Raw genomic sequence first — 21,736 nt, forward strand, 5'->3', positions numbered from 1 at the left:
ACATGAATCACCGACTACGGTCGCCCGCAGGCGATCTCGAAACCGTGGACCTCACCGATCCGCAGACCTTCCTCGACGTCGACCTGGCGGACATGTGGCGCAGGTTCCGTACGGAGCAGCCCGTGTTCCGGCACCGGGCCACCGAACGAGGGCCCGCGTTCTGGGTGATCTCCTCGTACGCGGACGTGGTCACCCTCTACCGCGACAACAAGCGGTTCACCTCCGAGCAGGGCAACGTCCTGGCGACCCTGCTCCAGGGCGAGGACTCCGCCTCCCGCAAGATGCTGGCCGTCACCGACGGGCCCCGGCACCGCGAGATCCGCAACCTGATGCTCAAGTCCTTCTCGCCGCACGTGCTGGAGCCCGTGGTGGCCGGTGTGCACGAGCGGACCCGGCAGCTGGTCGCGGAGGCCCTTGCCCACGGCGAACTGGACTTCGTCCATGACGTGGCGGACCAGATCCCGATCAACACCATCGGCGACCTCATGGACGTCCCGCGCGAGGACCGCGAGCAGCTCGTCGCCTGGAACACCCAGACGCTCTCCCGGCACAGCGCGGAGGACAGCGAGATGGACGAGTGGATGGCGCGCAACGAGATCCTCATGTACTTCTCCGAGCTGGCGGCCAAGCGCAGGCGCCACCCCGGGGACGACGTGATCAGCGCACTGGCCACCGCCACCGTCGACGGCGAGCTGCTGTCCGAGGACGAGGTCGTCTTCAACTGCTACAGCCTGATCCTGGGCGGCGACGAGTCCAGCCGGATGTCCTCCGTCGGCGGCCTGATCGCCCTGGCGGAGAACCCCGGGCAGTGGCAGGCGCTGAAGTCCGGCGAGGCCGGCCTGGACAGCGCCACGGAGGAGGTGCTGCGCTGGACCACCCCCGCCATGCACTTCGGGCGCCGGGCCCTGGTGGACGTCCCCCTGCGGGACCGGACCATCGAGGCGGGTGACGTGGTCACCCTGTGGAACAGCTCGGCCAACTTCGACGAGTCCGTCTTCGAGGCCCCGCACGTCTTCGACCTGGCACGCACGCCCAACAAGCACGTCGCCTTCGGATACGGGCCGCACTTCTGCCTCGGCGCCTTCCTCGGCCGGGTGCATGTGAACGCCCTGCTCGCCGCCCTGCGCACGCAGGTCGCGGACATCGAGCTGGCAGGCCCGCCCACCAAGTTGTTCTCGAACTTCGTCGACGGCTACAGCGGTCTGCCGGTCGTCCTCACCCCGGAACCCTCCACAGAGCGGAGCGCCGCATGAGCATCGGGATCGGAGCGATCCACTGCCTGCTGCCCACCGAGAAGGTGGCGCTTGAGGACCTCCCCGAGTTCGGCATGCTGTCGACGGAGACCGCCGACTTCGCCCGGGGCACCGGCGTGCGGTCCGTCGGCGTCTTCAAGGAGACCGAGCAGGCGCCCCTCGCCGCCAGGGCCTGCCAGGAGCTGTTCGCCGCACACCCCGGCGATCCGGACACCCTGCTGATGGTGGGGCCGCGCGCACCGGACGTACTCCTCGGCTCCGACGTCGGCCGGGTGCAGGCGGAGGCCGGACTGACCTCGGCGTTCGCCTTCAGCGTGGACGGCCTGGGCTGCACCGGCTCCAGCGTGGCCTGGGCCCTGGCCCGGGACCTCCTGATCGCCGATCCCGCCCGGGAACAAGTGGTGATCACCCACGCCAGCCGCCCCACCGGAGTGGACCGCGTCCGCTTCCCGGTCACCGTCGTCGGTGACGCCGCGTACGCCATGACCATGGTCCGCGGCGGCCGGCCGGTCCTGCGGGCCCACCGCCAGGAGACCGACGGCAGGTTCCACGACCTCTTCCGCGTCGACTACAAGGAATCGCCCTGGTACGAGTGGCGCGAGGTGTGCGAGGACCCGGCGCGCTACCGCTTCGGGCTCGCCACCACCAGCCAGCGCAGGCTCGGTTCCATGGTGGATCAGGTGCTGGCGGACGCCGGAGTGGGCCGGGACCGGGTCAAGGCCACCCTGATGCAGAACGTCACCGCGAGCGCGTACGACTTCTACACCACCCTGCTCGGCCTGCCCATCCACCCGATCTGCGGTGAACACCTGGCCGAGTACGGGCACTTGGGAGCCATGGACGTGGTCCTCAACCTGAACGCCCTGCTGGAGGGCCAGGAGCTGGAGAGGGGCGACCTGGTGATCGTGCTCAACAACAGTCCGGTGGCCGCCTGGGCGGTGACCCTGTGGGAGATATGAGCCCCGCCACGGCCCGGACCGCCACCTACGACCACGGAGAAGACTGATGGATTTCGCTCCCTCGCCCGAACAGCAGGCGTTGCGCGACAAGGTGCTCCGGTTCGCCCGGGAGAACCTCGGAGCCCAGGCCGCAGAACACGACCGCAACGCCACCTTCGACGAGCAGGGCTGGAAGGCCTGCGCCGACTTCGGTGTCCTGGGGTGGCCGATCGCCAAGGAGTACGGCGGCGGCGGGCTCGACCCGCTGACGGCGATCATGGCCTACGAGGCGCTCGGTGAGGGCTGCGTCGACAACGGCCTGGTCTTCGCGATCAACAACCACCTCTTCGCCTGCGCCGTCTACATCGCCGACCACGGCACGGAGGAGCAGCGGCGTCGCTGGCTGCCCGCGCTCTGCGACGGCTCGCTCGTGGGAGCCCACGCCCTGTCGGAGCCGGACACCGGATCCGACATGCTCTCCCTCACCACCTCCGCCGTGCGCGACGGTGACACCTATGTGCTGAACGGGACCAAGAAGTTCATCAGCAACGGGCCGAGCGCCGGCCTGTTCATCGTCTTCGCCCGCACCAGCGACACCGGCGCCCGCCAGCGAGGCGTCTCCGCCTTCATCGTGCCGGCGGACACCGAGGGGATCAGCGTCCGCGACATCCCCAAGGCCGGTCTGCGCGGCACCCTGATGGGCGAGATCACCTTCGACGGCTGCGTGGTCGGCGAGGAGCAGCGGCTCGGCGCGGAGGGCGCCGGCTACCAGCTGTTCACCGCCACGATGGAGTGGGAACGCGGCTTCATGTTCGCCAGCCAGGTCGGCGTGATGAGCCGGCTGCTGAACCGCTGCGTCGATTACACCTCCACCCGGAAGCAGTTCGGCCGGGCCATCGGCTCCTTCCAGTCCGTCTCGAACAAGGTCGCGGACATGCGGGTCCGGCTGGAGCTGGCCCGGCTGATGCTCTACAAGGTCGGCTGGCTGCGCTCGGAGGGCCGGCTCGCGATGCACGAGGCGTCCATGCTGAAGCTCTACGTCAGCGAGGGCCTGAAGACCACCGCGCTGGACGCCATGCAGATCCACGGCGCCCGCGGATACACCGAGGAGCTCGGTATCGAGCGCGAGGTGCGCGACGTACTCGCCGGCACGATCTACGGCGGCACCTCGGACATCCAGCGGGCCATCATCGCGGGCCTGCTGGGCCTGCCCACGGCAGCTTAAGGACGGGTGAGCCCGATATGCACTCCTACCGACTCGACCTCGACGTACCGGTCTCGGGCGCGCACCGCGACGAGCTGCACCGACGGGTCTACTACCTCTCCGAATCCATCACCGGCTTCGAGCTGGTCACCGGCGCGCCCGACAGCGACGCGGTCGTCGCCGTCGTGGTGACGACCGAGCAGCCGGTCGACCCCGAAGCCCTGGCCGAGAAGCTCCGGCACGTCATCGAGACCGAGGTGCTGCCCCAACTGCGCACACCGCCGAAGGTGTTGTGGAACTCGCCCTCGGTCCGCACTCCGCGCACCGGGACGTTCGCCGGGCTGCTGGCCGACGGCGTGGTGCACGAGTCGGGACCGGGCCAGGTGGCGCTCGGCTCACCGGCGCTGGCCGCCCTGGACGCCTTCGACGGACTGCTGCGGGAGATCATCGACGAGGAGTTCGGGGCGGTGGAGTACCGCTACCCGACGCTGCTCCCGGTGACCGCGCTGCACCGCAGCGGCTACCTGTTCTCCTTCCCGCAGCACCTGATGTTCGCCGCCCGGCTCGACGGGGACGTGGACACCTACCGGGAGTTCGCGCAGGAGGCGGCGGCGCGCGAGGACATCGGCGACAGGGTGCTGCACCGCTGCGCGCCCGTGGACCGCTGCCTGCCGCCCACGATGTGCTACCACACCTTCGACCAGTTCGCCGGCGCCACCCTGCCGGCCGAGAACACGGTGGTGACCGCCAAGGGCGGCTCTTTCCGCCACGAGTCCCGGTACCACCAGACCATGGAGCGGCTCGCGGACTTCACCATCCGCGAGACGGTCTTCCTCGGGACGGCGGAGTTCGTCCGGGAGGCGCGCGACCGGTTCCGCCGGCGCGCCACCGAGCTGGTCGAACAACTGGATCTGGCGGGCCGCTGCGAAGTCGCCAGCGACCCGTTCTTCGCCGGGGCGGCGACCGCGATGCAGGTCTCCTCGCAGCGGCTGCTGGAGCTCAAGCACGAACTCCACCTGGACGTGGGGCCCGGCGAGAGCATCTCGGTCGGTTCGTTCAACCTGCACGAGAAGCACTTCGGTGACGCCTTCGGCATCAAGGGCCCCGACGGCGGGACGGTCTACTCCGCCTGCGTCGGATTCGGCCTGGAACGCCTCACCTACGCCCTGCTGTGCCAGTACGGCTGGGACGTCGACGACTGGCCGGTACCGCTGAAGGAGCGGTGCCGGAACACACCACGAGCGGGCAGGGGAATGTGATGACCGAGACCAGCCAGGTCCGGCGCGTAGGGGTACTCGGCGCCGGCACGATGGGCATCGGGGGCGCCCACGCCTTCGCGGCGGCCGGACTGTCCGTGGTGCTTGTGGACACCACCGACGCGGCGCTGGACCGCGCCCGTGAACTGATCGCGGGGAACGCCAGGCTGTACGGGATGCTCGACCGCAGGCTGAGCGCCAGTACCCCGGAGGAGATCCTCTCCCGGATCGAGTTCCGCACCGATCTCGACGGCCTCGCCGACGCCGACTTCGTCGTCGAGAACGTGACCGAGAACTGGGACATCAAGGAGAAGCTGTACCGGGAGATGGACGCGGTGGCCCCGGAGCACTGTGTCTTCGGCGTCAACACCTCCGCCATCCCGATCACCAAGATGGCCTCGGTCACCGGCCGCCAGGACCGGGTGATCGGCACCCACCTGATGAACCCGGTACCGCTGAAGAAGCTGGTGGAGGTCATCCAGGGGTTCCACACCTCCCCGGAGACGATCGAGCTGACCCGCGGACTGTTCAAGGCCATAGGCCAGGACATCGTGGTCGTCCAGGACTCCTCCGGCTTCGTGACCAACCGTGTCGCGATGCTCAGTGTGAACGAGGCGATCCTCCTGCTCCAGGACAACGTCGCGCAGGCGGGAGACATCGACCGGCTCTTCCGGCAGTGCCTGGGCCACCAGATGGGGCCGCTGGAGACGGCGGACCTGATCGGCCTGGACACCGTCATGTACTCGCTGGAGGTCCTCCTGGACAACTTCAACGACCCCAAATTCGCCCCGGCGCCACTGCTGCGCAAGCTGGTCGCCGCCGGCCGGCTCGGCCGTAAGAGCGGCCATGGTTTCTACCCCTACGAACCGGCGAGCGCCGGAACCAAGGCAGGTGCCTGATGTCAGACGACCTCATCAAGACCGTTCGCGCCTTCATCGCCGAACACGTGCGGGACACCGAACTCACCGACGACCACGACATCTTCGCGACGGGCAGCGTCAGCTCACTGTTCGCGGTGCAGCTGGTCATGTGGGTGGAGCGCACCTTCGGCATCACGGTGCAGCCCACCGACCTCGACATCGACAACTTCCGCACCGTGAACGACGTGGTGAGTTTCATCGGAGGCCGCCAGACGGCCCCCGCGTAAGCACCCCGTTTCAGGCTTCAGTCAGGGCTGTGTCAGCGGGCCTCGACACGATGTTCGTGCCGAGGCCCGCTGTGGTCTCTTCACCCGGAGATATGGAGAACTCGACGTGACGAACCCCTTCGACGACCAGGACGGCACCTTCCTCGTGCTCGTCAACCACGAGGGCCAGCACAGCCTGTGGCCGTCCTTCAAAGAGGTGCCCGACGGGTGGACGGTGTCCCTCGGCGAGAGCTCCCGCGAGGCCGCCCTGGCCCACGTGGAGGAGAACTGGACCGATATGCGGCCCAGCAGCCTCCACCCGGCAACCGCCGGTGACGCTTCCTGACGCACACCCCGCCGTTCTGCGAGAGGGCACATGGAAACCGCGATACGGGCCGAAGGCCTGCACAAGCGCTTCAAGAACCACCAGGCCCTGAACGGTGTCGACTTCGCCGTGAAAACGGGCACGGTACTCGGTCTGCTCGGCCCCAACGGAGCCGGCAAGACCACCGCCGTACGAGTGCTCAGCACCCTGCTCGTACCGGACGGCGGACACGCGGAGGTGGCCGGCTTCGATGTCGTCCGGCAGCCTTCCGAGGTCCGCCGCCGGATCGGCCTGGCCGGCCAGTACGCCGCCGTCGACGGGCTGCTCACCGGCAGGGAGAACCTCACCCTCATCGGCGTCCTGCTCCACCTGGGCAGGCGCGACGCGCGCCGGCGTGCCGAACAGCTGCTGCAGCAGTTCGAGTTGACCGGCGCCGCGGACAGACCCGTACGGACCTACTCCGGCGGCATGCGGCGCCGGCTCGACCTGGCCGCCTGTCTGGTGGCCGCGCCCGCCGTGCTCTTCCTCGACGAGCCGTCCACCGGCCTCGACCCGGTGAGCCGGATGTCGCTGTGGAACGCCGTTCGCGAACTGGTCGCGGACGGCGTGACCGTCCTGCTCACCACCCAGTATCTGGAGGAGGCCGACTTCCTGGCCGACCGCATCGCGGTCATCGACGCCGGGCGGGTCATCGCGCAGGGCACACCGGACGAACTCAAGAGGGCCGTCGGCCCGGACCGGCTGGAAATTCGAGTGATGGGCCAGGACGCGGTCAGCGACGCGTTCGTGGCCCTTTCCGCGGATGCCGCCGAAGAACCGGTCGTGGACCGGGAAAGGGGTGTCATCTCGTTGCGGCTCGGAGACGGAATGGGCGGTATTGCCGCCGCTGCTACGGCATTGGAGAAGGCCGGGGTGAGCGTCGCGGATTTCTCCGTACAACGGCCGACCCTCGATGACGCCTTCGCCGAACTCACCGGGCAGAAAGCCGTCTGAATCAGGCTGCAGAGCAACAGGACAACGGGGGAAAGGTAATGCAGAGAATTCACTTCACGGCGGACGATCTCGCCCGGACGCGGCTGCGCACGACGGCCGGCCCGGAAATAGAGACCCGACTCGCCCAGGAGCTCTTCGCCCGCGGCGTCGGCCCGGTATACGCGCGATGGCGGCGCCAGGTCTACAAAAGGCTTCGGGCCAGACCTGGCCCGCCGGCGTCCGCACCGACGACGGGGGACTTCTGGCAGGCCGCCGTGGCCCCCTACTGGAACCGGGTGCTGGCCCACTGCGAGGCCGAGTCCGAGGCCCGGGGCAGGCTGGTCATGCGCGGGGGAGTGGAGGAACTGTTCACCACCCTGGGCTGGCGGGTCACCTGGAAGGGCCTGGTGCTGACCCTGCACGACGGTCCCGACGAGAACGTCCGGCTCGGCGGCCACGGCCTGGTCCTCAGCCCCTCGGTCTTCCTCGCGCACCGCCCGGCACGGCTCTTCCACGATCCGCTGCGGCCCCAGGCCGCCCTGGTCTTCTCCGCGCCGCCGGACTGCGAGCAGTCCGGCGCGCTGTGGGACGAGACCTCCCTGTCCCAGGACTCGCTCGGCACCCTCGTGGGGCAGACCAGGGCGGCGGCCCTGCAGGAGCTGAGGGTGTCGAGCACCACCGGTCAGCTCGCCGACCGGCTGGGGGTCTCCGCCCCCTGCGTGAGCCAGCACACCGCCGTGCTGCGGCAGACCGGTCTCATCACCACCCGACGGGTGCGCAACACGGTGCTGCACTCCGTCACCCCGCTGGGCATCGCCCTGCTGGACGGGAAGGTCGCTGTGCCGACACCGTCCCAGGAGCGCTACGACGCTCCTCCGCTGCTCTCGGCGTGACGGAGCCGCGTTCAGACGTTCTCGCCGACCGGCCAGGTGCGGAACTCGCGCCGGCCGTAGACCAGTTCCGGCCGCCCGGGGAACTGGGTGACGCGCAGGACCCGGGCGATGACCACCAGATGGTCCCCGCTGCGGTGCCGCTGGCCGACCTGGCAGTCCGCGATGGCATGGGCGTCGTCGAACAGGTGCGGACCGCCGGCGTCGGGATCGGCGGTGTCGTGCTCCCAGTGCACCCGGTCGAAGCGGTCCGGCGCGCCGGAGGCGAACAGGGCCGCGGCCGGGTGCGCCGCGCCGTGCAGCAGGTTCACCGCGAACCGGCCGCTGTCCAGCACGGCCTCCAGGGTGGGGCTGCCCGACCTCAGGCACACCAGCAGGGTCGGCGGTTCCAGCGAGACGCTGCACAGCGAGGAGATGGTCATCCCGCGCGGCAGGCCGGCGTGGTCCACCGCGGTCAGGATCGCGACCCCGGTGGGGAAGCGGCTCATCATCGCGCGCTGGCCGTCGGCGACGGCCGCCCGGTCCTGGTCGGCCGGGGGCTTCGGTCCGGTGAGTTGTGACAGTTCGGTCATGAGGGAAGCTCCTGAGGACGGACGACGGAGGCGCCGTGGGGGCGGGTGGGCCGCCACGGCGCCCGCGGACTCAGCGGCGCATGTGGGTGAAGTACTCGTACTGCGTCGGGAGCTTCTCGATGAGCGCGGCGGCCCGTTCGTGCACCGCCTGGAACTCCTTCTGCGCCGCGTCCCCGTTGGCGAGGGCGAGCGCGGGGGAGGGCTTGAGCTCGATGCCGCCCATCCCGAGCAGGACGCACATGTAGGAGTACGGCGGCAGCCCGTGGTAGTGCGGGAACACCGACTCGGTGTCCGGCAGCTGGTGCTTCCAGTGCTCGATCCGCTCGGCCAGCCCGTCCGGCAGCTTCCGGGTCTTCGCGTCCTTCCAGTACTGGGTGTCGTTGCGGGCGGCGGCCGCGTAGTGCAGGGTCAGGAAGTCCCGGACGCCGTCGATCACGTTGGCAATGGAGCTGTTGTAGCTGTCGCGGTGCACGGGGTTCCAGTCCGCGCCGGGGAAGTTCTTGACCAGCTGCTCCGCCGCGTGGTGGATGAAGAAGATGCCGGTCGACTCCAGGGGCTCGACGAAACCGCTGGTCAGGCCGATGCCCACGCAGTTGTTGACCCAGGAGCGGCTGCTGCGCCCGATGCGCATCTTGATGTGGTTGGCCTCGACCTCCGCCGCCGCGGGGCCGACGAACTCGCGCAGCGTGCGCTCGGCCTCCTCGGGCGAGATGTAGTCGCTGGAGTAGACGTAGCCGGTGCCGATCCTGCCGTAGAGCGGGATGGTCCAGATCCAGCCGGCGTCCTGCGCGGTGGCGGTGGTGCAGGGCCGGATGCCCCGCGCCTCCATGTCCTGCGGAACCTGGAGCGCGACCGCGCTGTTGTTCGGCAGCACGTCCTGGAAGGAGATGAAGGGCTCCTCCAGGGCCTTGTTGAGCAGCATCCCCCGGAAGCCGGTGCAGTCGATGAAGAGGTCGCCCTCCAGCTCACCGTTGTTGGCGGTCGCCACGCTCTTGATCCAGCCGCGCTCGTCGAGCTTGACGTCCACCACGTCGTCCACGATGTGGGTGGCGCCGCGATCGACCGTGTACTTGGTGAGGTACTTGGCCAGCAGCGCGGCCTCGAAGTGGTAGGCGTACGGGAACTGGGTCTTGCCCTGGTGCTCCGACATCGTCAGACCGCGGGGCTCGTCGGCGCTCTCGTCGAACGGCTGGTTCAGCATCGCGCCGTCGAGGTGGCGCGGGCTGCGCTCCGCGTCGCAGATGTTGGCCATGACGAAGCAGTCGGTGTCGAAACGGTCGGTGCGGCCGTTCTGGAGCCACCAGTCGGCCAGCGGGAAGCCGTCGACAGAGCCCATGTGCTCGAACGGGTGGTAGAAGTGGTGGCCGGGCTTGCGCCAGTTCTCGAAGCGGACCGCCAGCTTGTACGTGGCGTTACAGGCCGGCATCCAGTCGGATTCCTTGAGGCCGAGGAACTCGAAGAAATGACGAATGTCACTGAAAGTTGCCTCGCCGACACCTATGGTGCCGACCTTTTCGGATTCGACGAGGGTGATGTCGACTCGCTCCCCGAATGCGGCCTTGAGGTACGAGGCAGTCATCCAGCCGGCTGTGCCGCCACCAACGATCACGACTCTGTTGAGCATTAGCCAAACTCCAATTCCGCTGCAGGACGGTTGACGAGGGGCTTCAACGCCATAAGAGCGAGCTTAGGTTTGACAAGACTTCGCCCACCACGTTGTTAAGTGGTGGGCGAAATCAGCAGGTGAAAGCGGGCGGCTTTTCCGGGGTTCGACTCAGTCCCGGCTGCCGATCGCGGCGGAGGGACGTGTGCGCAGGGCGATCCGGGTCGCCAGCAGGGTGGCTCCCAGGGTCAGGACGAGCGCGGAGGCGATGACGGTGATCAGGATGGACGGGGGGCCGGCGGGCATGGCCCGGTCCAGTACCGCCGAGCTCAGCGGTACCAGCGTGGCCACCGCGATCAGCATGCCGAGCGCGATGCCGGTGAAGGCGATCAGCAGTGCCTCCACCGTCATCATCCGCATGACCTGGGCGCGGGTGGCGCCGACGAGACGCTGGAGGGTGAACTCCCTGCGACGCTCGGCGGTGGCCATCACCAGGGTGTTCACCAGGGCGATGACCGCGTAGCCGATCACCATGGCGACCAGCAGATACGCCACCCAGGTCTGGGTGTCGTTCTGCTTCACCTGCGAGCTGATCAGCGAGGCCCGTTCGGCGGCCCGCAGTCCCGGAACCGGCGCGCCGGGGCCGGTGAGCCTGGCCGCCAGCGCGGCGGTGTCGGTGCCGGGTGCGGCGGCGACCAGGATCTGCGGTACGCCACCCTTGGTGGTGTGTTCGGAGATCAGCTGCGCGGGCATCAACACGGCTCCGTAACCGCGCTGTTCACCGACCGTCGCCACCAGCTCGGGCTCGACCCCGGTGCCGTCGCCCAGCCGCATGGGAATCCGCTCACCGAGCTTGTGCCCCTTCGCGGACGACTCGGGCAGCGCCACCGTGTCCGCCTTCAGATCGGCGAGGCTGCCGCTCACCACGCGCACCGCGGTCGTACGCTCGATGCCCTTCGGTGAGATGCCGTTGATCTCCACCGGGGTGCCCTTCGGCGCCCTGCCCTTGCCGTCGTAGTCGGCCATCTCGGCCTTCGACGGCTCCAGGAAGCCGGAGCTGGGGACGTACGCGGCCGTCGCCGTCACACCCGGCTGCTTGTCCACCCACTCCATGACGGACGGGGAGATCCCGCCGGTGGCGGAGGTGAGCACCACATCTGCGCGCAGATTGTCCTTGAACGCCTCTTCCGCGCCCACGCTCTGGGTCGTCTGGAGGTAGATCAGGGCCGTGGCCATTCCGGTGGCGAGCATGACGGGCATGACGGCCCCGGCCATCCGGATCGCCCGCGCCTTGGCGTTGAGGAGGGCCAGGTGCCCGGCGAAGCCGGTGACCGCCCGCAGCGGCCACTGGATCACGGCCGTCACCACCTTGGTCAGCCCGGGGCCCAGCAGTCCGAAGCCGATGGCCCACAGCATGGCGGCGGGAGTCGCCGTGCTGCCCGCCTTGGCACCGTCCATCCGCATGGTGACGAGGGCGAGCACGACGCCGCCGGCCAGGCAGAGCAGGGCGGCGAGCGCCCGGATCCAGTTCAACCAGCGGCGCTGCACGGCCGCTTCGGCCAGCGCCTCGGTCGGCCGGGTGCGGGCGGCACCGCGGGCCGCGATCCAGGCGGCTCCCACGGCGGTCACCAACGCCGCGCCGGCGCCCGCGATCAGCGGGACCCAGCCGGCCCGGTACATCATGACGTCGGGCACCACCCCGGCGTCCACGAACCGGCCCAGCAGCCATTCGCCCAGCCGCGGCCCCGGCACACAGGCCAGTGCGGTGGCGAAGACGCCGACGATGAACGTTTCGGCGAGGATCATCCGGCGGACCTGGCCGGGAGTCGAGCCGATCGCGCGCAGCAGGGCCATCTGCCGCTGCCGCTGCTGGATCGAGAGACCGAGCGTGCTGGCGACCACGAAGACGGTGACCATGGCGGCCATTCCGCCGAACACGGCGGACATCGAGACCAGGTTCTTGCCGTGGGTGACGACCTCGGGGAACTCCGCGCGGCCCCGCTTGTCGCCGCTCAGCACCGACACCTGAGCGCCCTTGAGGGCCTCGGCGACAGCGGCCCGCACCTGCTCGTTGTCGGCGCCGGGCTCTGTGATGACCCCGATGGCGTCGACCTCACCCGTCTGCGGGGCGGACCGCGTCGCGTCGGCGTCGGGGAGGAACACCGTGGCGCTCTCCCCGGGACCGTTCACCAGCGAAGCCACCTCGTACGGGCGGGCGGCTCCCCGCATGCCCAGGGTGACGCGGTCACCGACGTGGGCGCCCGCCTTCGCGGCCAGCCGGGAGTCCAGCGCGATGTGGCCGGGGGCGACCGACGGCGCGCCCTCGGCGACGCGGTACGGGCCGAGCGAGGCGGATGCCCAGCCGTGGCCGGTGGCCTGGACGCCGCCCTTGCCGCCGTCCCGGAAGAGGGTGACGGGCAGCGACAGGTCCGGCACGGCGGCCTTGACCCCGGGCACCGCGCCGACCTTCGCCACGTCGGCGGCGTCGAGGCCGACCCGCTCCTGGAAGACCTTGTTCGAGCCGGGGTAGTGCTGGTCCCCGGTGACGACGATCGGAGCGGCGCCGTACCGCTGCGGCGCGGCCAGCCCGCGCACCCCGGTCTCCAGCAGCCCGCCGCACGCGATCACGATCGAGGCACCGAAGAACAGGGCGATGAACGAGGCGATGAAGCCGCCCTTGTGGAATCTCAGCGAGCGCAGCGCGAGGCCGATCATCGGGTCGCTCCGCGCTGCGCGCCCTGTGCCTGGTCATCGGCCCAGGCGCCGAGGCGGGTCATGTGCTCGGCGACCATGTCGGCGGTCGGGCGCTCCAGCGAGTCGACGATCTTGCCGTCGGCGAGGAAGAGGGTGCGGTCGGCGTGGGAGGCCGCGACCGGGTCGTGGGTGACCATCACGATCGTCTGGCCGGACCACTGCACCGCCTCCCTGAGCAGGCCGAGCACGTCGCGGGCGGTGTGGGTGTCCAGCGCTCCGGTCGGTTCGTCGGCGAAGACCACCGCGGGCCGGGTGACCAGGGCGCGGGCGATGGCGACGCGCTGCTGCTGGCCGCCGGAGAGTTCACCGGGGCGGTGCTTCTGGCGCGAGGCGAGGCCGACGCGTTCGATCACCTCGTCGACGTCGGACGCCTTGGGGCGCCGTCCGGCCAGGCGTAACGGCAGTGTCACGTTGTCGCGCACGTTCAGCGCGGGCATCAGGTTGAACGCCTGGAAGATGAACCCGACGCGCTCACGGCGGAGTTTGGTCAGGTCGCGTTCCTTGAGGCCGGACAGCTCCACGCCGTCCAGCCGGACCGTGCCCGACGTCGGCCGGTCCAGGCCCGCGGCGCAGTGCAGGAAGGTGCTCTTGCCGGACCCGGAGGGGCCCATGACCGCGGTGAAGGTGCCCGCGCGCAGGCCGATGCTGACCCCGTCGAGCGCGGCCACCTTGTTCTTTCCGCCGCCGTAGGTCTTGTACACGGAGTCCAGGAGGACGACGGCCTCAGCCGAGCCGTCCGGTGTTCGGTTCATGGGTTTCCCTATCGAGTGTCGGCGCTGTGGGAGTACTGGCACGGGCGGGGCTCGGCAGGACGGCGGCGAGTGGGCCGGGGCGGGCGAGCACACCCTTGACCTGTGCGAGCGGGTCGGCGGGAGGGCGGAGAACCGCCTGGGCAACGGTCAGATGCAGCTGCGCCGCCGACACCACGAGCCGGGCGGCGAAGGGCAGCAGGGCTGCCGCCACGACCGCGGCGACCAGCGCTCCGGGCAGGGTGTCGATCGCGAGGTCCGCGCCGATCCGTCCCGCCGTCCCGCCGGAAGCGGTCGCGGGCCCGTACCAGAGCGGGAGCGTCACGACGCCGAGCGGCACCAGCCAGACGGCCAGTGCGAGGAGGTCCAGCAGGAGCAGCGGGGGGAAGAGGAGAATGAGGTAGACGCAGTCGCGGACGATCGCGGGGTCGGCGCAGCGGGCCTTGAGGTGGGCGGGCAGCCCGGGCTCGGTGACGTCCTGGTAGGCGTACGGGATCGGCCGGTCCAGGAGGTACGCACGGCTCCGCTCGACCTGGGCGCAGCCTCTGACCACCCAGGCACCGACGATCAACAGCGGTATCGTCACCGTGAGTTGGCTGGCCACCACGGAGACCAGGAGGGCCGCGGTCGCCACGGCGAAGAGGGCGCTGCCCACCACGAGGTAGCTGGCGAGGTAGCCGGAGGCCAGCCAGGGGGCAGCGGACAACGGCAGTCGGACCAGCGAGGCGGGGGTACGTACGAGGCTCGGCGAGAGCCGGCTCACTCGATCCTCCGGAGCATGTCGTCGATCGAGCCCACCCGGGCCTTCAGCTCCGCCAGTTCGGTCTCCAGGGACTCCTGCCGGGCGACGGCCTCCTCGGCCAGCTTGCGGTAGGAGGCCATGGCCACGGCGTCGGCGCGGTGGCGCTGGAGTCTGAAGTGGGAGACCACAGACACCGTGATTCCTCCGACGATGATCAGGACGATGGCGATAGCGACGATGGCGCCGGTCATGTCCGGGTCCCCCTCATAACGTTCTGGTCCTTCTCATTTGGTGGGGCCGTCTGCCTCACGTGCATGATTCTCGTCCGCCTGAGTATCGTCCGACTGGAGCGCGTCCAGAATCGTCCGCACGTTGAGACGCAGCTCGAACGGAGTCAGCTCGAAGTACTTCAACGCCTTACCGTCGTCGGAGAGTTCGAGCGCTCCGACGACCAGGCCCGCCTTCTCCAGGCGCTCAAGGTGCATATAGAGCAGGGGGCGGGACATGCCCAGCTCGCGGGCCAGCTCGCTGACGTACTTCCGGCCGCCGGCCAGGGCGGCGATGGTCCGGAGCCGTTGCGTGTGGCTCACCGCGGACAGGAAGGTCAGCAGTTCTTCGCTGTTCAACATCTGCCTCCCCAGCGCGCCCGGCTGTACGTGTCAGCCAAATCTTTCACATGGAGAGAAAGGCTGTCAACGAAGAGGCCGGGGATCGGTCGCGCACGCCAGGAGGAACCCGTCCCGGGCGAGCCACCGCCCCTCGAAGGTCTCGGGCTGGGGCGGCTGCCCCGGCGGCCGCTCGGCCAGTATCCGGGCCCGGAAGGTGCCGTCCGGCAGTGGGCAGACCCGTGCGTCGTGGAAACTCAGCCAGCGCTGTGTCACGGGGAACCACGCCTTGTAGACGGCCTCCTTGGCGCAGAAAAGCAGCCGGTCCCAGTGCACGTCGGGGTGTTGGCCGGCGAGCAGGCTCTGCCGCTCCCGCTCCTCGGGCAGCGCGATGTACCGCAACAAGCCCTCCATCAGGGGCTCGTGCAGTTCCGCGTCTATGCCGAGGGTGCGGATGCCGGAGCGGTGCGTGACGGCCGCGGCACGGTAGCCCGCACAGTGGGTCATGCTGCCGACCACACCGGCGGGCCATCGCGGGGCGCCGCGGACCCCCGGCACCAGTGGCGCCGGGGGCAGGCCCAGCTTTCCGAGGGCGTCGCGTGCGCAGTGCCGCACCGTGGCGAACTCAAGCCGCCTCGGCTCGCCGGTAATGCCCAGCGCCTCCCGCTCCTGCGGATAGAGCGTCGCCTCCGCCACGTCCCCGAAGGACTCGGCGGAGGCGACGCCCTCGGGCACGATCTCCTCGATCATTTGACCGCCTTGCGCAGGGGGGAGGGGGCTATCGAGGGCTATCGGGGAAGGGAGACGAGCTCCGGCGCACCGCGCCCGGTGGTGCCACCCAGTTCACCGGCGCCGTCCGGCTGCGCTTCGAGCGCCGGCTCGATCGCGTCCGGGCCCAGCAGCCGGAGCAGCGGCCGGGTCATCATCGTGGTGGCGAGGGCGACGATGGTGAGCAGGCTCAGCATCCGCTGGTCGATGATGCCGGCCTGGAAACCGATCTGGATGATGACCAGTTCGGTCAGACCGCGGGAGTTGAGCAGCACGCCGAGTGCCAGAGCGGGCCGGCGGCGCATCCCCGTGAGGACCGCGCCCAGCGCCGGTCCGAAGATCTTGGTGACGGTGGCCAGCAGGAGCAGCCCGCCGAGCGCCAGCGCCGCGGTCCGGTCGAAGTGGAGCGCGCCCAGATCGATCGTCAGGCCGAATCCGAAGAAGAAGAACGGCAGCAGCACGGTCTTCGCGGTGCCGGACAGCCTGTCGGCCACCCGGACGGCCCGTGCGCTGCCCCTCGGCCAGGCGAGCCCGATCAGCAGGGCCCCGATCAGCTGGTGCACCCCGATCAGGGTCGTCAGCGCGGCCGTCGCGGCGATGCCGGCGGCGAGCAGGACCATGGTGACCGCGTCGCTCTCGCCGCCTTCAGCGGCTCCCGGGCGGGAGTGCGCCCAGCGGGCCAGCCCCTTCCGCAGCGGCCCGAGGAAGAACAGGGTGATCGCCGCGGCGATGAAGGCGTTCAGCAGCACCCCGGCGGGGCCGCCGCCGTGGAGCTGGGCCAGCAGCCCGGTGAGCACCAGCCACACCGCGCCGTCCCCGGCCGCGGAGGCGAACAGGCTCAGCTGGCCCTGCCGGGTACGGGTGAGTCCCAGGTCGGTCAGGATGCGGGCCAGCACGGGGAAGGCGGTGACGCTCAGCGCGCATCCCACGAAGAGCACGAACACCACCGGATTGCCGGCCGACCCCATGAACGTCGCGACCAGCGGCACGGCCACCGCGGCCCCGGCCGCGAAGGGCACCAGCAGGGAGGCCTGGGTCACCAGGAGCGCCTGCGTCCCGGTGCCGCGCAGCCGCATTCCGGTCAGCTCGCGGCCGACCCCGAACATGAAGAAGACCAGGCCGACCTGGGCCAGCCCGTCGAGCATCGGGAGAACGCCGGACGGGAAGAGCCAGCCCGCCGCCCCGGGAACGAACCGTCCCAGCAGGGTCGGTCCAAGCGCCAGCCCGGCGCAGATCTCCCCGATCACCCGGGGCTGCCCGAGCCGGTCGGCGAGCAGTCCGCCCAGATAGGCGGCGAGCAGGATGACCGCCACGGCGATCAGGAAGTGGCCGCCCTTGTCGAGACCGTGCGCCACGGCGGCCGCCTCCCCGTCGGGAGCCGACTTCTCGGTGGCCATCCAGGTGGCCGCGGCGATCACCGCCAGGGGCACTGCCACGATCAACACCATGATGGTCCAGCGTCGTTGTCCGAACAGGCTCTCTCCACGCACGATGCAACACTCTCCGTGTTCTCGATGGGCGGGCGATGCGGCTCAGCCGCGTCGGGTCTCGTCGTGCTCGGCGCCGAGGGACTCCCGGACCACGTCGTACGGCGGTGACGCGGCCAGGTAGAAGTGGTCTCCGGGCACCACCCGTTGCCGGAAGGTGCCGGTGGTGTGCTCGGCCCATCGGGCGGCCTGATCAGGCGTCACGCGGGAGTCGCTGTCCCCCAGCACCGCGGTGACGGGGCAGCGCAGCAGCGGGCCCGCCCGGTGGGTGTAGGCCCCGAGCATCTGGAAGTCGCCCTTGACGTACGGCAGGATCAGCTCACGGAACATCGGGTTGTCCAGCAGCTCGGCATCGGTGCCGCCCAGGTCCACCAGCGTCGCGATGGCGCTCTCGTCGTCCAGCGCGGCCGCTCGGGCCTCCGACCGGACCGAATGGGCCGGCCGGGTTCCGGAGACGAACAGATGCGCGGGCCGAGCACCCTCGGCCTCCAGGATCCTGGCCGTCTCATAGGCGACGACAGCGCCCATGCTGTGGCCGAACAACGTCGTGGGACGGTCCATCAGAGGCCGGACGGCATCCGCGATCTCCCCGGCCATCGCCACCAGATCAGTGGCCGGGGCCTCTCCGAACCGGTCGGCCCGCCCGGGATAGCACACCGCGTGCACCTCGAACTCGGGAAGGCCCTTGCGCCACTCCCGGAAGAAGTAGGACGACCCTCCGGCATGGGGGAAGCAGACCAACCGTCGGGTGGCGAAAGGGCGGGGTTCTCTGCATTCCGTCCAGGCCATCAAAGCGCTCCTGCTGGTCGTATGCCGAACATGCTCGGCTGTTCCAAGGGCCCGCCCATTGCACCCGGCCCCGCTGACAGCCAACTGACAGGAGCGGGGAGGCGGCAGCGGGGAGGCGGCAGCCGTCCGCGCCGTAGGCTCGTGAGCATGGCGACTGAAGACGGCCCGGCCCGCGAACCCGAGCCCTGGCAGGACCGCACGGACGTGTACGACTTCCTGGACCGGATCCGGCGCCGGCCCGGCATGTGGCTTCCCGGCGGCTCGCTCAGACACCTGGAGCTACTGCTCACCGGCTACCGGGCGGCGCTCGGTGCGCACGGTGCCGAGGAGGACTTCGCCTTCCGGCCCGAGGGCGACTTCAACCGCTGGCTCCAGGAGTGGCGCGGCGCGGACAGCTCGCGCGGCTGGGTGGCGGATATCGAACGCGACACCCCGGAGGGCTCGACCCCGGTCGAGGAGTTCTTCCGGCTCCTGGACGCCTACCGGAGCGAGTTGGCCGAGGATCCGGCACGGATCCCCCCGTCGAACCGTTTTCCCGGCATCGAGTACATGGACAACACCTTCGTCACCCTCTTCCGGCGACGACAGCTCCTCACGGATGCCGAACAGCGCCTCGAAGAGCAGGGGTTCCGCGTCGTCCACCTCGCGGCGGGGGAGTGGACCCACGAGCGCGACATGCACAGGGCCTTCGCCGCGGCGCTGCGGTTCCCCGACTACTACGGCCACAACCTCGACGCGCTGAACGACTGCCTCGGGGACGTGGCCTGCTACGGCCCCTACGACGACTCACCCGAAGGCACGGGGCTCGTCCTGTCCATCACCGACTACGACCGCTTCACCGCCGCCCGCCCGGAGACGGCCCGGACCGTCCTGGACATCGCCGCCACCCAGGCCCGCCGCGCGGCCGTGCTCCGCCGCCGCTTCTTCTGCCTCCTCCACAGCAACGACCCGGACATCCGGTTCGACCCGGTCGGCGCCGTGCCCGTCCTGTGGAACCGGGACGAGTGGGCCGCCGCCGGACGCCGCTGAGAAGCGCTGCGCTACTCGCAGAAGACGCGCACCTGGCCGCTGGGGTCGTCCACGTCGACGGTGACCTCGTCGAGCTGCTCGACGAGTTCCTCAAGGTGCTCGGGCTTGAGTTCGGTGAGGTCGATCGGTACGCCCGACCTGCTCAGGCCCAGGTTGGCCCGGGTGAGCGCCTGCGGAGGGAGGAGGCTCGCGATCCGGACCCCGGCGCGCAGCAACTGCAGCGGAACCTGGATGTTGACCCGGCTCGGACCCTCGCCGGTGCCGTCGTCCTCCGAAGCCACCATCACCCGCAGGTACTTGGGCCGGGACTTCGGGCGGGGCGTGGTTCCCTGCTCCGATTCGGGCTGCTGGCGCTGGAGGGCGTCGATCAGCCGCTCCGCCTCGTCGGCGGTGATCTTGCCCTCTGCCAGCATCTGCAGGATCTGGCGGCGTTGCTCGTTCATGGCTGTGCTCCCCCTCGGAGTCATCGAAGTCATCTGAGTCAGCTGAGTCATCTGACGCCTATCTGGAAGGCGGTCGGGCCCTGTTCGATCTCGAACCTGGTGCCGGGCAGCGCCCACAGCAGGTACCAGGCGGTGCGCAGCGCGCTCACCGGACTCAGCCGGAAGGCGCGGCGGCACGCGATCAGCCCGGCCACCACGGCGAGCAGCAGCAGCGGCGACAGCAGCACGGCCACCGGCAGGAGCGGGATGTGCAGGCGGCGCCGGTTGCCGTTGGTGCGGCGGTAGCCCACCGTCAGCAGTTGCGGGATCACCGCGGCCGCTCCAGCTCGTCCAGCGCCTCCTGGGCGCTGATCTCGCCGCGCTGGAGGCGGTCGAGGACGTCTGCTCCGGCGGGCGCGGGGTCGGTGTCGACGAAGTCGAGCCGTTCCGCGATCCGCTTCAGCCGGGACTTGACCGTCGGGTAGCTCACCCCGAAGATCCGCTCCATCTCCTTGATCGAACCGTGCGACCGCACGAACGCGGCGACGAACACCTGGTCGTCGGCGGCCAGCTGCGCCAGCTGCGGCGGCTCGAACCGCCCCTCGACCGCGATGTCGCTGTCGGTGAGCCGGACCCGCTCGACCACGAACGGCCGGCCCTGCGTCAGGTCCGTCAGTTCCTGCCAGTCCACCCTCGGCTCCTCTGCACTCGTACCCGCACGCACTCAGACGTACATGCGCTCATGTGCAGTTCTATATTGAGTTTATTGAGGAGTCAACGCTGAAAACTTAATTTCCTTGAACTGCTCTTCAATGATCAGGCTGTCCCGTCCCGCAGCGGCTTCGCGAAGCAGTGGCTGTTGGGGTACGTGCGGTAGTGCCCGAACTTCTCGCAGGGCTCGTAGCCGCTGGAGAGGTACAGGGCGATCGCCTCCGGCTGCTGGTCGCCGGTCTCCAGGACCATGCGGACGCGGCCGGCCGCGCGGGCGTCGGCCTCCAGGGTGGCCAGGATGCGGCGGGCCAGGCCCTGGCCGCGTCCCTCGGGTATGACGTACATCCGCTTCAGCTCGGCGTCCCCGTCCGAGTACCCCTCGGCGTTCCGCTCCTGTGAGCGCCAGCCGCCGGTGGCGACCGGGCTGCCCGACGCGTCGTAGGCGATCAGGTACAGGCCGTGCGGCGGGTCGAACATCGTGGCGTCGAGCGGTGTGACATCGCCCTCGTCCCCGTAGCGCTCGGCGTATTCGAGCTGCACCCAGTCGTTGAGTTTGACGGCGTCGGGGTGGTCGAAGGCCCGGGTGTGGATATTCATGCGGGCAATCGTACATGTATGCGACGCCCGGATGTCGGTATCGTGCCGGGATGCTCACTGTGACCAGCGTGAATGTGAATGGTCTCCGCGCCGCCGCGAAGAAGGGCTTCGTCGAGTGGCTGGCGCAGACCGACGCCGATGTGATCTGCCTCCAGGAGGTGCGGGCCGAGGCGGGGCAGCTGCCCGAGGACGTACGGGAGCCGGCGGGGTGGCACACCGTCCACGCCCCCGCCGCAGCCAAGGGCCGGGCCGGGGTATCGCTCTACTCCCGCCGGGCGCCCGAGCGGGTCCAGATCGGGTTCGGCGGCTTCGGGGACGCGGGGGCCCAGGAGTTCGACGCGAGCGGCCGGTACGTCGAGATCGACCTGCCGGGTGTCACGGTCGCGAGCCTGTACCTGCCCTCGGGCGAGGTCGGCACGGAGCGGCAGGAGGAGAAGGAGCGCTTCATGGCGGCCTTCCTCCCCTACCTGTCCGGGCTGAAGGCGCGGGCCGCCGCCGAGGGCCGCGAGGTGGTGGTCTGCGGGGACTGGAACATCGCCCACCAGGAGGCGGACCTCAAGAACTGGAAGGGCAACAAGAAGAACTCCGGTTTCCTCCCCGAGGAGCGGGCCTGGCTGACCCGGGTCTTCGAGGAGGCCACGTACGTCGACGTCGTGCGCGCCCTGCACCCGGACGTCGAGGGCCCGTACTCGTGGTGGTCCTACCGGGGCCGCGCCTTCGACAACGACACGGGCTGGCGCATCGACTACCAGGTGGCGACGCCCGGCCTCGCCGCCCGTGCCGCGAAGGCGTTCGTCGAGCGGGCCGCCACGCACGGCGAGCGCTGGAGCGACCACGCGCCCGTGACCGTTGTGTACGAGTCGTAGAGGTTGCGGGGGGTGGCCTCGGGCGGCCGCCCCCTCCTTGGGCGCGGGGGCTGGGCCGCGCTAGGTTGACCCCGAGCT

General features: G+C 70.0%; 25 protein-coding genes. 11 read left to right on the forward strand and 14 right to left on the reverse strand.

The annotated features are described in order from the left end of the window. The first annotated feature begins 2 nt into the window (after nucleotides 1-2). From ACFVQ0_RS18880 to ACFVQ0_RS18920, 9 genes are all read left to right on the forward strand, one after another. On the forward strand, nucleotides 3-1,253 hold the full coding sequence (locus ACFVQ0_RS18880; RefSeq protein WP_390089362.1) for a cytochrome P450: 1,251 nt from the start codon (nucleotides 3-5) through the stop codon (nucleotides 1,251-1,253). Continuing rightward, nucleotides 1,250-2,212, forward strand: coding sequence for a 3-oxoacyl-[acyl-carrier-protein] synthase III C-terminal domain-containing protein (locus ACFVQ0_RS18885; RefSeq protein ID WP_390089364.1), 963 nt, complete (start codon nucleotides 1,250-1,252; stop codon nucleotides 2,210-2,212). The genes ACFVQ0_RS18880 and ACFVQ0_RS18885 overlap by 4 nt, the downstream gene beginning before the upstream one ends. A 46-nt stretch (nucleotides 2,213-2,258) precedes the next feature. Then, a complete protein-coding gene (locus ACFVQ0_RS18890) occupies nucleotides 2,259-3,416 on the forward strand; it encodes an acyl-CoA dehydrogenase family protein (RefSeq protein WP_390089366.1) in 1,158 nt (385 codons plus the stop codon). A 17-nt stretch (nucleotides 3,417-3,433) separates the two neighbouring features. After that, complete coding sequence (locus ACFVQ0_RS18895; protein ID WP_390089368.1) at nucleotides 3,434-4,654, forward strand: hypothetical protein; 1,221 nt, start codon at nucleotides 3,434-3,436, stop codon at nucleotides 4,652-4,654. Further along, the gene (locus ACFVQ0_RS18900; RefSeq protein WP_390089370.1) at nucleotides 4,654-5,550 is read left to right on the forward strand and encodes a 3-hydroxyacyl-CoA dehydrogenase family protein; all 897 of its coding nucleotides are present in this window, start codon (nucleotides 4,654-4,656) and stop codon (nucleotides 5,548-5,550) included. Before ACFVQ0_RS18895 ends, ACFVQ0_RS18900 begins: the two co-directional genes overlap by 1 nt. Further along, nucleotides 5,550-5,798: an acyl carrier protein gene (locus ACFVQ0_RS18905; RefSeq protein ID WP_390089372.1), complete on the forward strand. Its 249-nt coding sequence runs from the start codon at nucleotides 5,550-5,552 to the stop codon at nucleotides 5,796-5,798. The genes ACFVQ0_RS18900 and ACFVQ0_RS18905 overlap by 1 nt, the downstream gene beginning before the upstream one ends. 106 nt (nucleotides 5,799-5,904) lie before the next feature. Continuing rightward, nucleotides 5,905-6,123 (forward strand): MbtH family protein, encoded by a 219-nt coding sequence (locus ACFVQ0_RS18910; protein WP_390089374.1) that lies wholly within the window; start codon nucleotides 5,905-5,907, stop codon nucleotides 6,121-6,123. A gap of 30 nt (nucleotides 6,124-6,153) precedes the next feature. Continuing rightward, nucleotides 6,154-7,095 (forward strand): ATP-binding cassette domain-containing protein, encoded by a 942-nt coding sequence (locus tag ACFVQ0_RS18915; protein ID WP_390089376.1) that lies wholly within the window; start codon nucleotides 6,154-6,156, stop codon nucleotides 7,093-7,095. 38 nt (nucleotides 7,096-7,133) lie between these two features. Then, nucleotides 7,134-7,967, forward strand: coding sequence for an ArsR/SmtB family transcription factor (locus ACFVQ0_RS18920; protein ID WP_390089378.1), 834 nt, complete (start codon nucleotides 7,134-7,136; stop codon nucleotides 7,965-7,967). 11 nt (nucleotides 7,968-7,978) lie between these two features. On the opposite strand, the gene ACFVQ0_RS18925 is transcribed toward ACFVQ0_RS18920, so the two are convergent. The 10 genes from ACFVQ0_RS18925 to ACFVQ0_RS18970 all read right to left on the reverse strand — a co-directional run bounded on the left by ACFVQ0_RS18925 (nucleotide 7,979) and on the right by ACFVQ0_RS18970 (nucleotide 18,033). Continuing rightward, nucleotides 7,979-8,536 (reverse strand): flavin reductase family protein, encoded by a 558-nt coding sequence (locus tag ACFVQ0_RS18925; protein ID WP_390089380.1) that lies wholly within the window; start codon nucleotides 8,534-8,536, stop codon nucleotides 7,979-7,981. A gap of 70 nt (nucleotides 8,537-8,606) precedes the next feature. Further along, the gene (locus ACFVQ0_RS18930) at nucleotides 8,607-10,160 is read right to left on the reverse strand and encodes a tryptophan halogenase family protein (RefSeq protein ID WP_390089382.1); all 1,554 of its coding nucleotides are present in this window, start codon (nucleotides 10,158-10,160) and stop codon (nucleotides 8,607-8,609) included. Between the two features lie 150 nt (nucleotides 10,161-10,310). Further along, nucleotides 10,311-12,854 (reverse strand): FtsX-like permease family protein, encoded by a 2,544-nt coding sequence (locus ACFVQ0_RS18935; RefSeq protein ID WP_390089384.1) that lies wholly within the window; start codon nucleotides 12,852-12,854, stop codon nucleotides 10,311-10,313. Beyond that, nucleotides 12,851-13,645 carry an ABC transporter ATP-binding protein gene (locus ACFVQ0_RS18940; protein ID WP_390089386.1) on the reverse strand — a complete coding sequence of 265 codons (795 nt, stop codon included), beginning with the start codon at nucleotides 13,643-13,645 and terminating at the stop codon, nucleotides 12,851-12,853. The genes ACFVQ0_RS18935 and ACFVQ0_RS18940 overlap by 4 nt, the downstream gene beginning before the upstream one ends. After that, a complete protein-coding gene (locus ACFVQ0_RS18945) occupies nucleotides 13,617-14,405 on the reverse strand; it encodes a sensor domain-containing protein (protein WP_390089388.1) in 789 nt (262 codons plus the stop codon). Before ACFVQ0_RS18945 ends, ACFVQ0_RS18940 begins: the two co-directional genes overlap by 29 nt. After that, nucleotides 14,402-14,635, reverse strand: a complete 234-nt coding sequence (locus tag ACFVQ0_RS18950) for a hypothetical protein (RefSeq protein WP_390089390.1) — start codon at nucleotides 14,633-14,635, stop codon at nucleotides 14,402-14,404. The genes ACFVQ0_RS18945 and ACFVQ0_RS18950 overlap by 4 nt, the downstream gene beginning before the upstream one ends. A 33-nt stretch (nucleotides 14,636-14,668) precedes the next feature. Further along, entirely contained in the window at nucleotides 14,669-15,013 is a 345-nt protein-coding gene (locus ACFVQ0_RS18955) for an ArsR/SmtB family transcription factor (protein WP_390089392.1), read from the reverse strand. 63 nt (nucleotides 15,014-15,076) lie between these two features. Then, the gene (locus tag ACFVQ0_RS18960; protein WP_390089394.1) at nucleotides 15,077-15,739 is read right to left on the reverse strand and encodes a 4'-phosphopantetheinyl transferase; all 663 of its coding nucleotides are present in this window, start codon (nucleotides 15,737-15,739) and stop codon (nucleotides 15,077-15,079) included. Nucleotides 15,740-15,777: 38 nt separating this feature from the next. Further along, nucleotides 15,778-17,193, reverse strand: coding sequence for a cation:proton antiporter (locus ACFVQ0_RS18965; RefSeq protein ID WP_390089396.1), 1,416 nt, complete (start codon nucleotides 17,191-17,193; stop codon nucleotides 15,778-15,780). A gap of 96 nt (nucleotides 17,194-17,289) precedes the next feature. After that, nucleotides 17,290-18,033: a thioesterase II family protein gene (locus ACFVQ0_RS18970; RefSeq protein ID WP_390089398.1), complete on the reverse strand. Its 744-nt coding sequence runs from the start codon at nucleotides 18,031-18,033 to the stop codon at nucleotides 17,290-17,292. Between the two features lie 147 nt (nucleotides 18,034-18,180). On the opposite strand from ACFVQ0_RS18970, the gene ACFVQ0_RS18975 reads away from it, so the two are divergent. Then, the gene (locus ACFVQ0_RS18975; RefSeq protein ID WP_390089400.1) at nucleotides 18,181-19,062 is read left to right on the forward strand and encodes a barstar family protein; all 882 of its coding nucleotides are present in this window, start codon (nucleotides 18,181-18,183) and stop codon (nucleotides 19,060-19,062) included. 11 nt (nucleotides 19,063-19,073) lie between these two features. Here the strand turns inward: ACFVQ0_RS18975 and ACFVQ0_RS18980 are convergent, their stop codons facing one another. The 4 genes from ACFVQ0_RS18980 to ACFVQ0_RS18995 all read right to left on the reverse strand — a co-directional run bounded on the left by ACFVQ0_RS18980 (nucleotide 19,074) and on the right by ACFVQ0_RS18995 (nucleotide 20,792). Further along, nucleotides 19,074-19,505: a hypothetical protein gene (locus ACFVQ0_RS18980; RefSeq protein WP_390089402.1), complete on the reverse strand. Its 432-nt coding sequence runs from the start codon at nucleotides 19,503-19,505 to the stop codon at nucleotides 19,074-19,076. Nucleotides 19,506-19,552: 47 nt separating this feature from the next. Next, complete coding sequence (locus ACFVQ0_RS18985) at nucleotides 19,553-19,816, reverse strand: hypothetical protein (protein WP_390089404.1); 264 nt, start codon at nucleotides 19,814-19,816, stop codon at nucleotides 19,553-19,555. Further along, on the reverse strand, nucleotides 19,813-20,175 hold the full coding sequence (locus ACFVQ0_RS18990) for a DUF2089 domain-containing protein (protein ID WP_390089405.1): 363 nt from the start codon (nucleotides 20,173-20,175) through the stop codon (nucleotides 19,813-19,815). Before ACFVQ0_RS18990 ends, ACFVQ0_RS18985 begins: the two co-directional genes overlap by 4 nt. Before the next feature lie 125 nt (nucleotides 20,176-20,300). Then, nucleotides 20,301-20,792, reverse strand: coding sequence for a GNAT family N-acetyltransferase (locus ACFVQ0_RS18995; protein WP_390089407.1), 492 nt, complete (start codon nucleotides 20,790-20,792; stop codon nucleotides 20,301-20,303). 50 nt (nucleotides 20,793-20,842) lie between these two features. On the opposite strand from ACFVQ0_RS18995, the gene ACFVQ0_RS19000 reads away from it, so the two are divergent. Continuing rightward, nucleotides 20,843-21,658, forward strand: a complete 816-nt coding sequence (locus tag ACFVQ0_RS19000) for an exodeoxyribonuclease III (protein WP_390089409.1) — start codon at nucleotides 20,843-20,845, stop codon at nucleotides 21,656-21,658. The last annotated feature ends 78 nt before the right edge of the window (nucleotides 21,659-21,736 follow it).

This window comes from Streptomyces sp. NPDC057900, from assembly GCF_042887885.1.
GTDB lineage: Bacteria > Actinomycetota > Actinomycetes > Streptomycetales > Streptomycetaceae > Streptomyces.

What these genes read in the sequence shown, in the direction of transcription:
- ACFVQ0_RS18880 (WP_390089362.1), top strand. Translation starts at nt 3, where the DNA reads ATGAATCACCGACTACGGTCGCCCGCAGGCGATCTCGAAACCGTGGAC.
- ACFVQ0_RS18885 (WP_390089364.1), top strand. Translation starts at nt 1,250, where the DNA reads ATGAGCATCGGGATCGGAGCGATCCACTGCCTGCTGCCCACCGAGAAG.
- ACFVQ0_RS18890 (WP_390089366.1), top strand. Translation starts at nt 2,259, where the DNA reads ATGGATTTCGCTCCCTCGCCCGAACAGCAGGCGTTGCGCGACAAGGTG.
- ACFVQ0_RS18895 (WP_390089368.1), top strand. Translation starts at nt 3,434, where the DNA reads ATGCACTCCTACCGACTCGACCTCGACGTACCGGTCTCGGGCGCGCAC.
- ACFVQ0_RS18900 (WP_390089370.1), top strand. Translation starts at nt 4,654, where the DNA reads ATGACCGAGACCAGCCAGGTCCGGCGCGTAGGGGTACTCGGCGCCGGC.
- ACFVQ0_RS18905 (WP_390089372.1), top strand. Translation starts at nt 5,550, where the DNA reads ATGTCAGACGACCTCATCAAGACCGTTCGCGCCTTCATCGCCGAACAC.
- ACFVQ0_RS18915 (WP_390089376.1), top strand. Translation starts at nt 6,154, where the DNA reads ATGGAAACCGCGATACGGGCCGAAGGCCTGCACAAGCGCTTCAAGAAC.
- ACFVQ0_RS18920 (WP_390089378.1), top strand. Translation starts at nt 7,134, where the DNA reads ATGCAGAGAATTCACTTCACGGCGGACGATCTCGCCCGGACGCGGCTG.
- ACFVQ0_RS18925 (WP_390089380.1), bottom strand. Translation starts at nt 8,536, where the DNA reads ATGACCGAACTGTCACAACTCACCGGACCGAAGCCCCCGGCCGACCAG.
- ACFVQ0_RS18930 (WP_390089382.1), bottom strand. Translation starts at nt 10,160, where the DNA reads ATGCTCAACAGAGTCGTGATCGTTGGTGGCGGCACAGCCGGCTGGATG.
- ACFVQ0_RS18935 (WP_390089384.1), bottom strand. Translation starts at nt 12,854, where the DNA reads ATGATCGGCCTCGCGCTGCGCTCGCTGAGATTCCACAAGGGCGGCTTC.
- ACFVQ0_RS18940 (WP_390089386.1), bottom strand. Translation starts at nt 13,645, where the DNA reads ATGAACCGAACACCGGACGGCTCGGCTGAGGCCGTCGTCCTCCTGGAC.
- ACFVQ0_RS18950 (WP_390089390.1), bottom strand. Translation starts at nt 14,635, where the DNA reads ATGACCGGCGCCATCGTCGCTATCGCCATCGTCCTGATCATCGTCGGA.
- ACFVQ0_RS18955 (WP_390089392.1), bottom strand. Translation starts at nt 15,013, where the DNA reads ATGTTGAACAGCGAAGAACTGCTGACCTTCCTGTCCGCGGTGAGCCAC.
- ACFVQ0_RS18960 (WP_390089394.1), bottom strand. Translation starts at nt 15,739, where the DNA reads ATGATCGAGGAGATCGTGCCCGAGGGCGTCGCCTCCGCCGAGTCCTTC.
- ACFVQ0_RS18970 (WP_390089398.1), bottom strand. Translation starts at nt 18,033, where the DNA reads ATGGCCTGGACGGAATGCAGAGAACCCCGCCCTTTCGCCACCCGACGG.
- ACFVQ0_RS18975 (WP_390089400.1), top strand. Translation starts at nt 18,181, where the DNA reads ATGGCGACTGAAGACGGCCCGGCCCGCGAACCCGAGCCCTGGCAGGAC.
- ACFVQ0_RS18980 (WP_390089402.1), bottom strand. Translation starts at nt 19,505, where the DNA reads ATGAACGAGCAACGCCGCCAGATCCTGCAGATGCTGGCAGAGGGCAAG.
- ACFVQ0_RS18995 (WP_390089407.1), bottom strand. Translation starts at nt 20,792, where the DNA reads ATGAATATCCACACCCGGGCCTTCGACCACCCCGACGCCGTCAAACTC.
- ACFVQ0_RS19000 (WP_390089409.1), top strand. Translation starts at nt 20,843, where the DNA reads ATGCTCACTGTGACCAGCGTGAATGTGAATGGTCTCCGCGCCGCCGCG.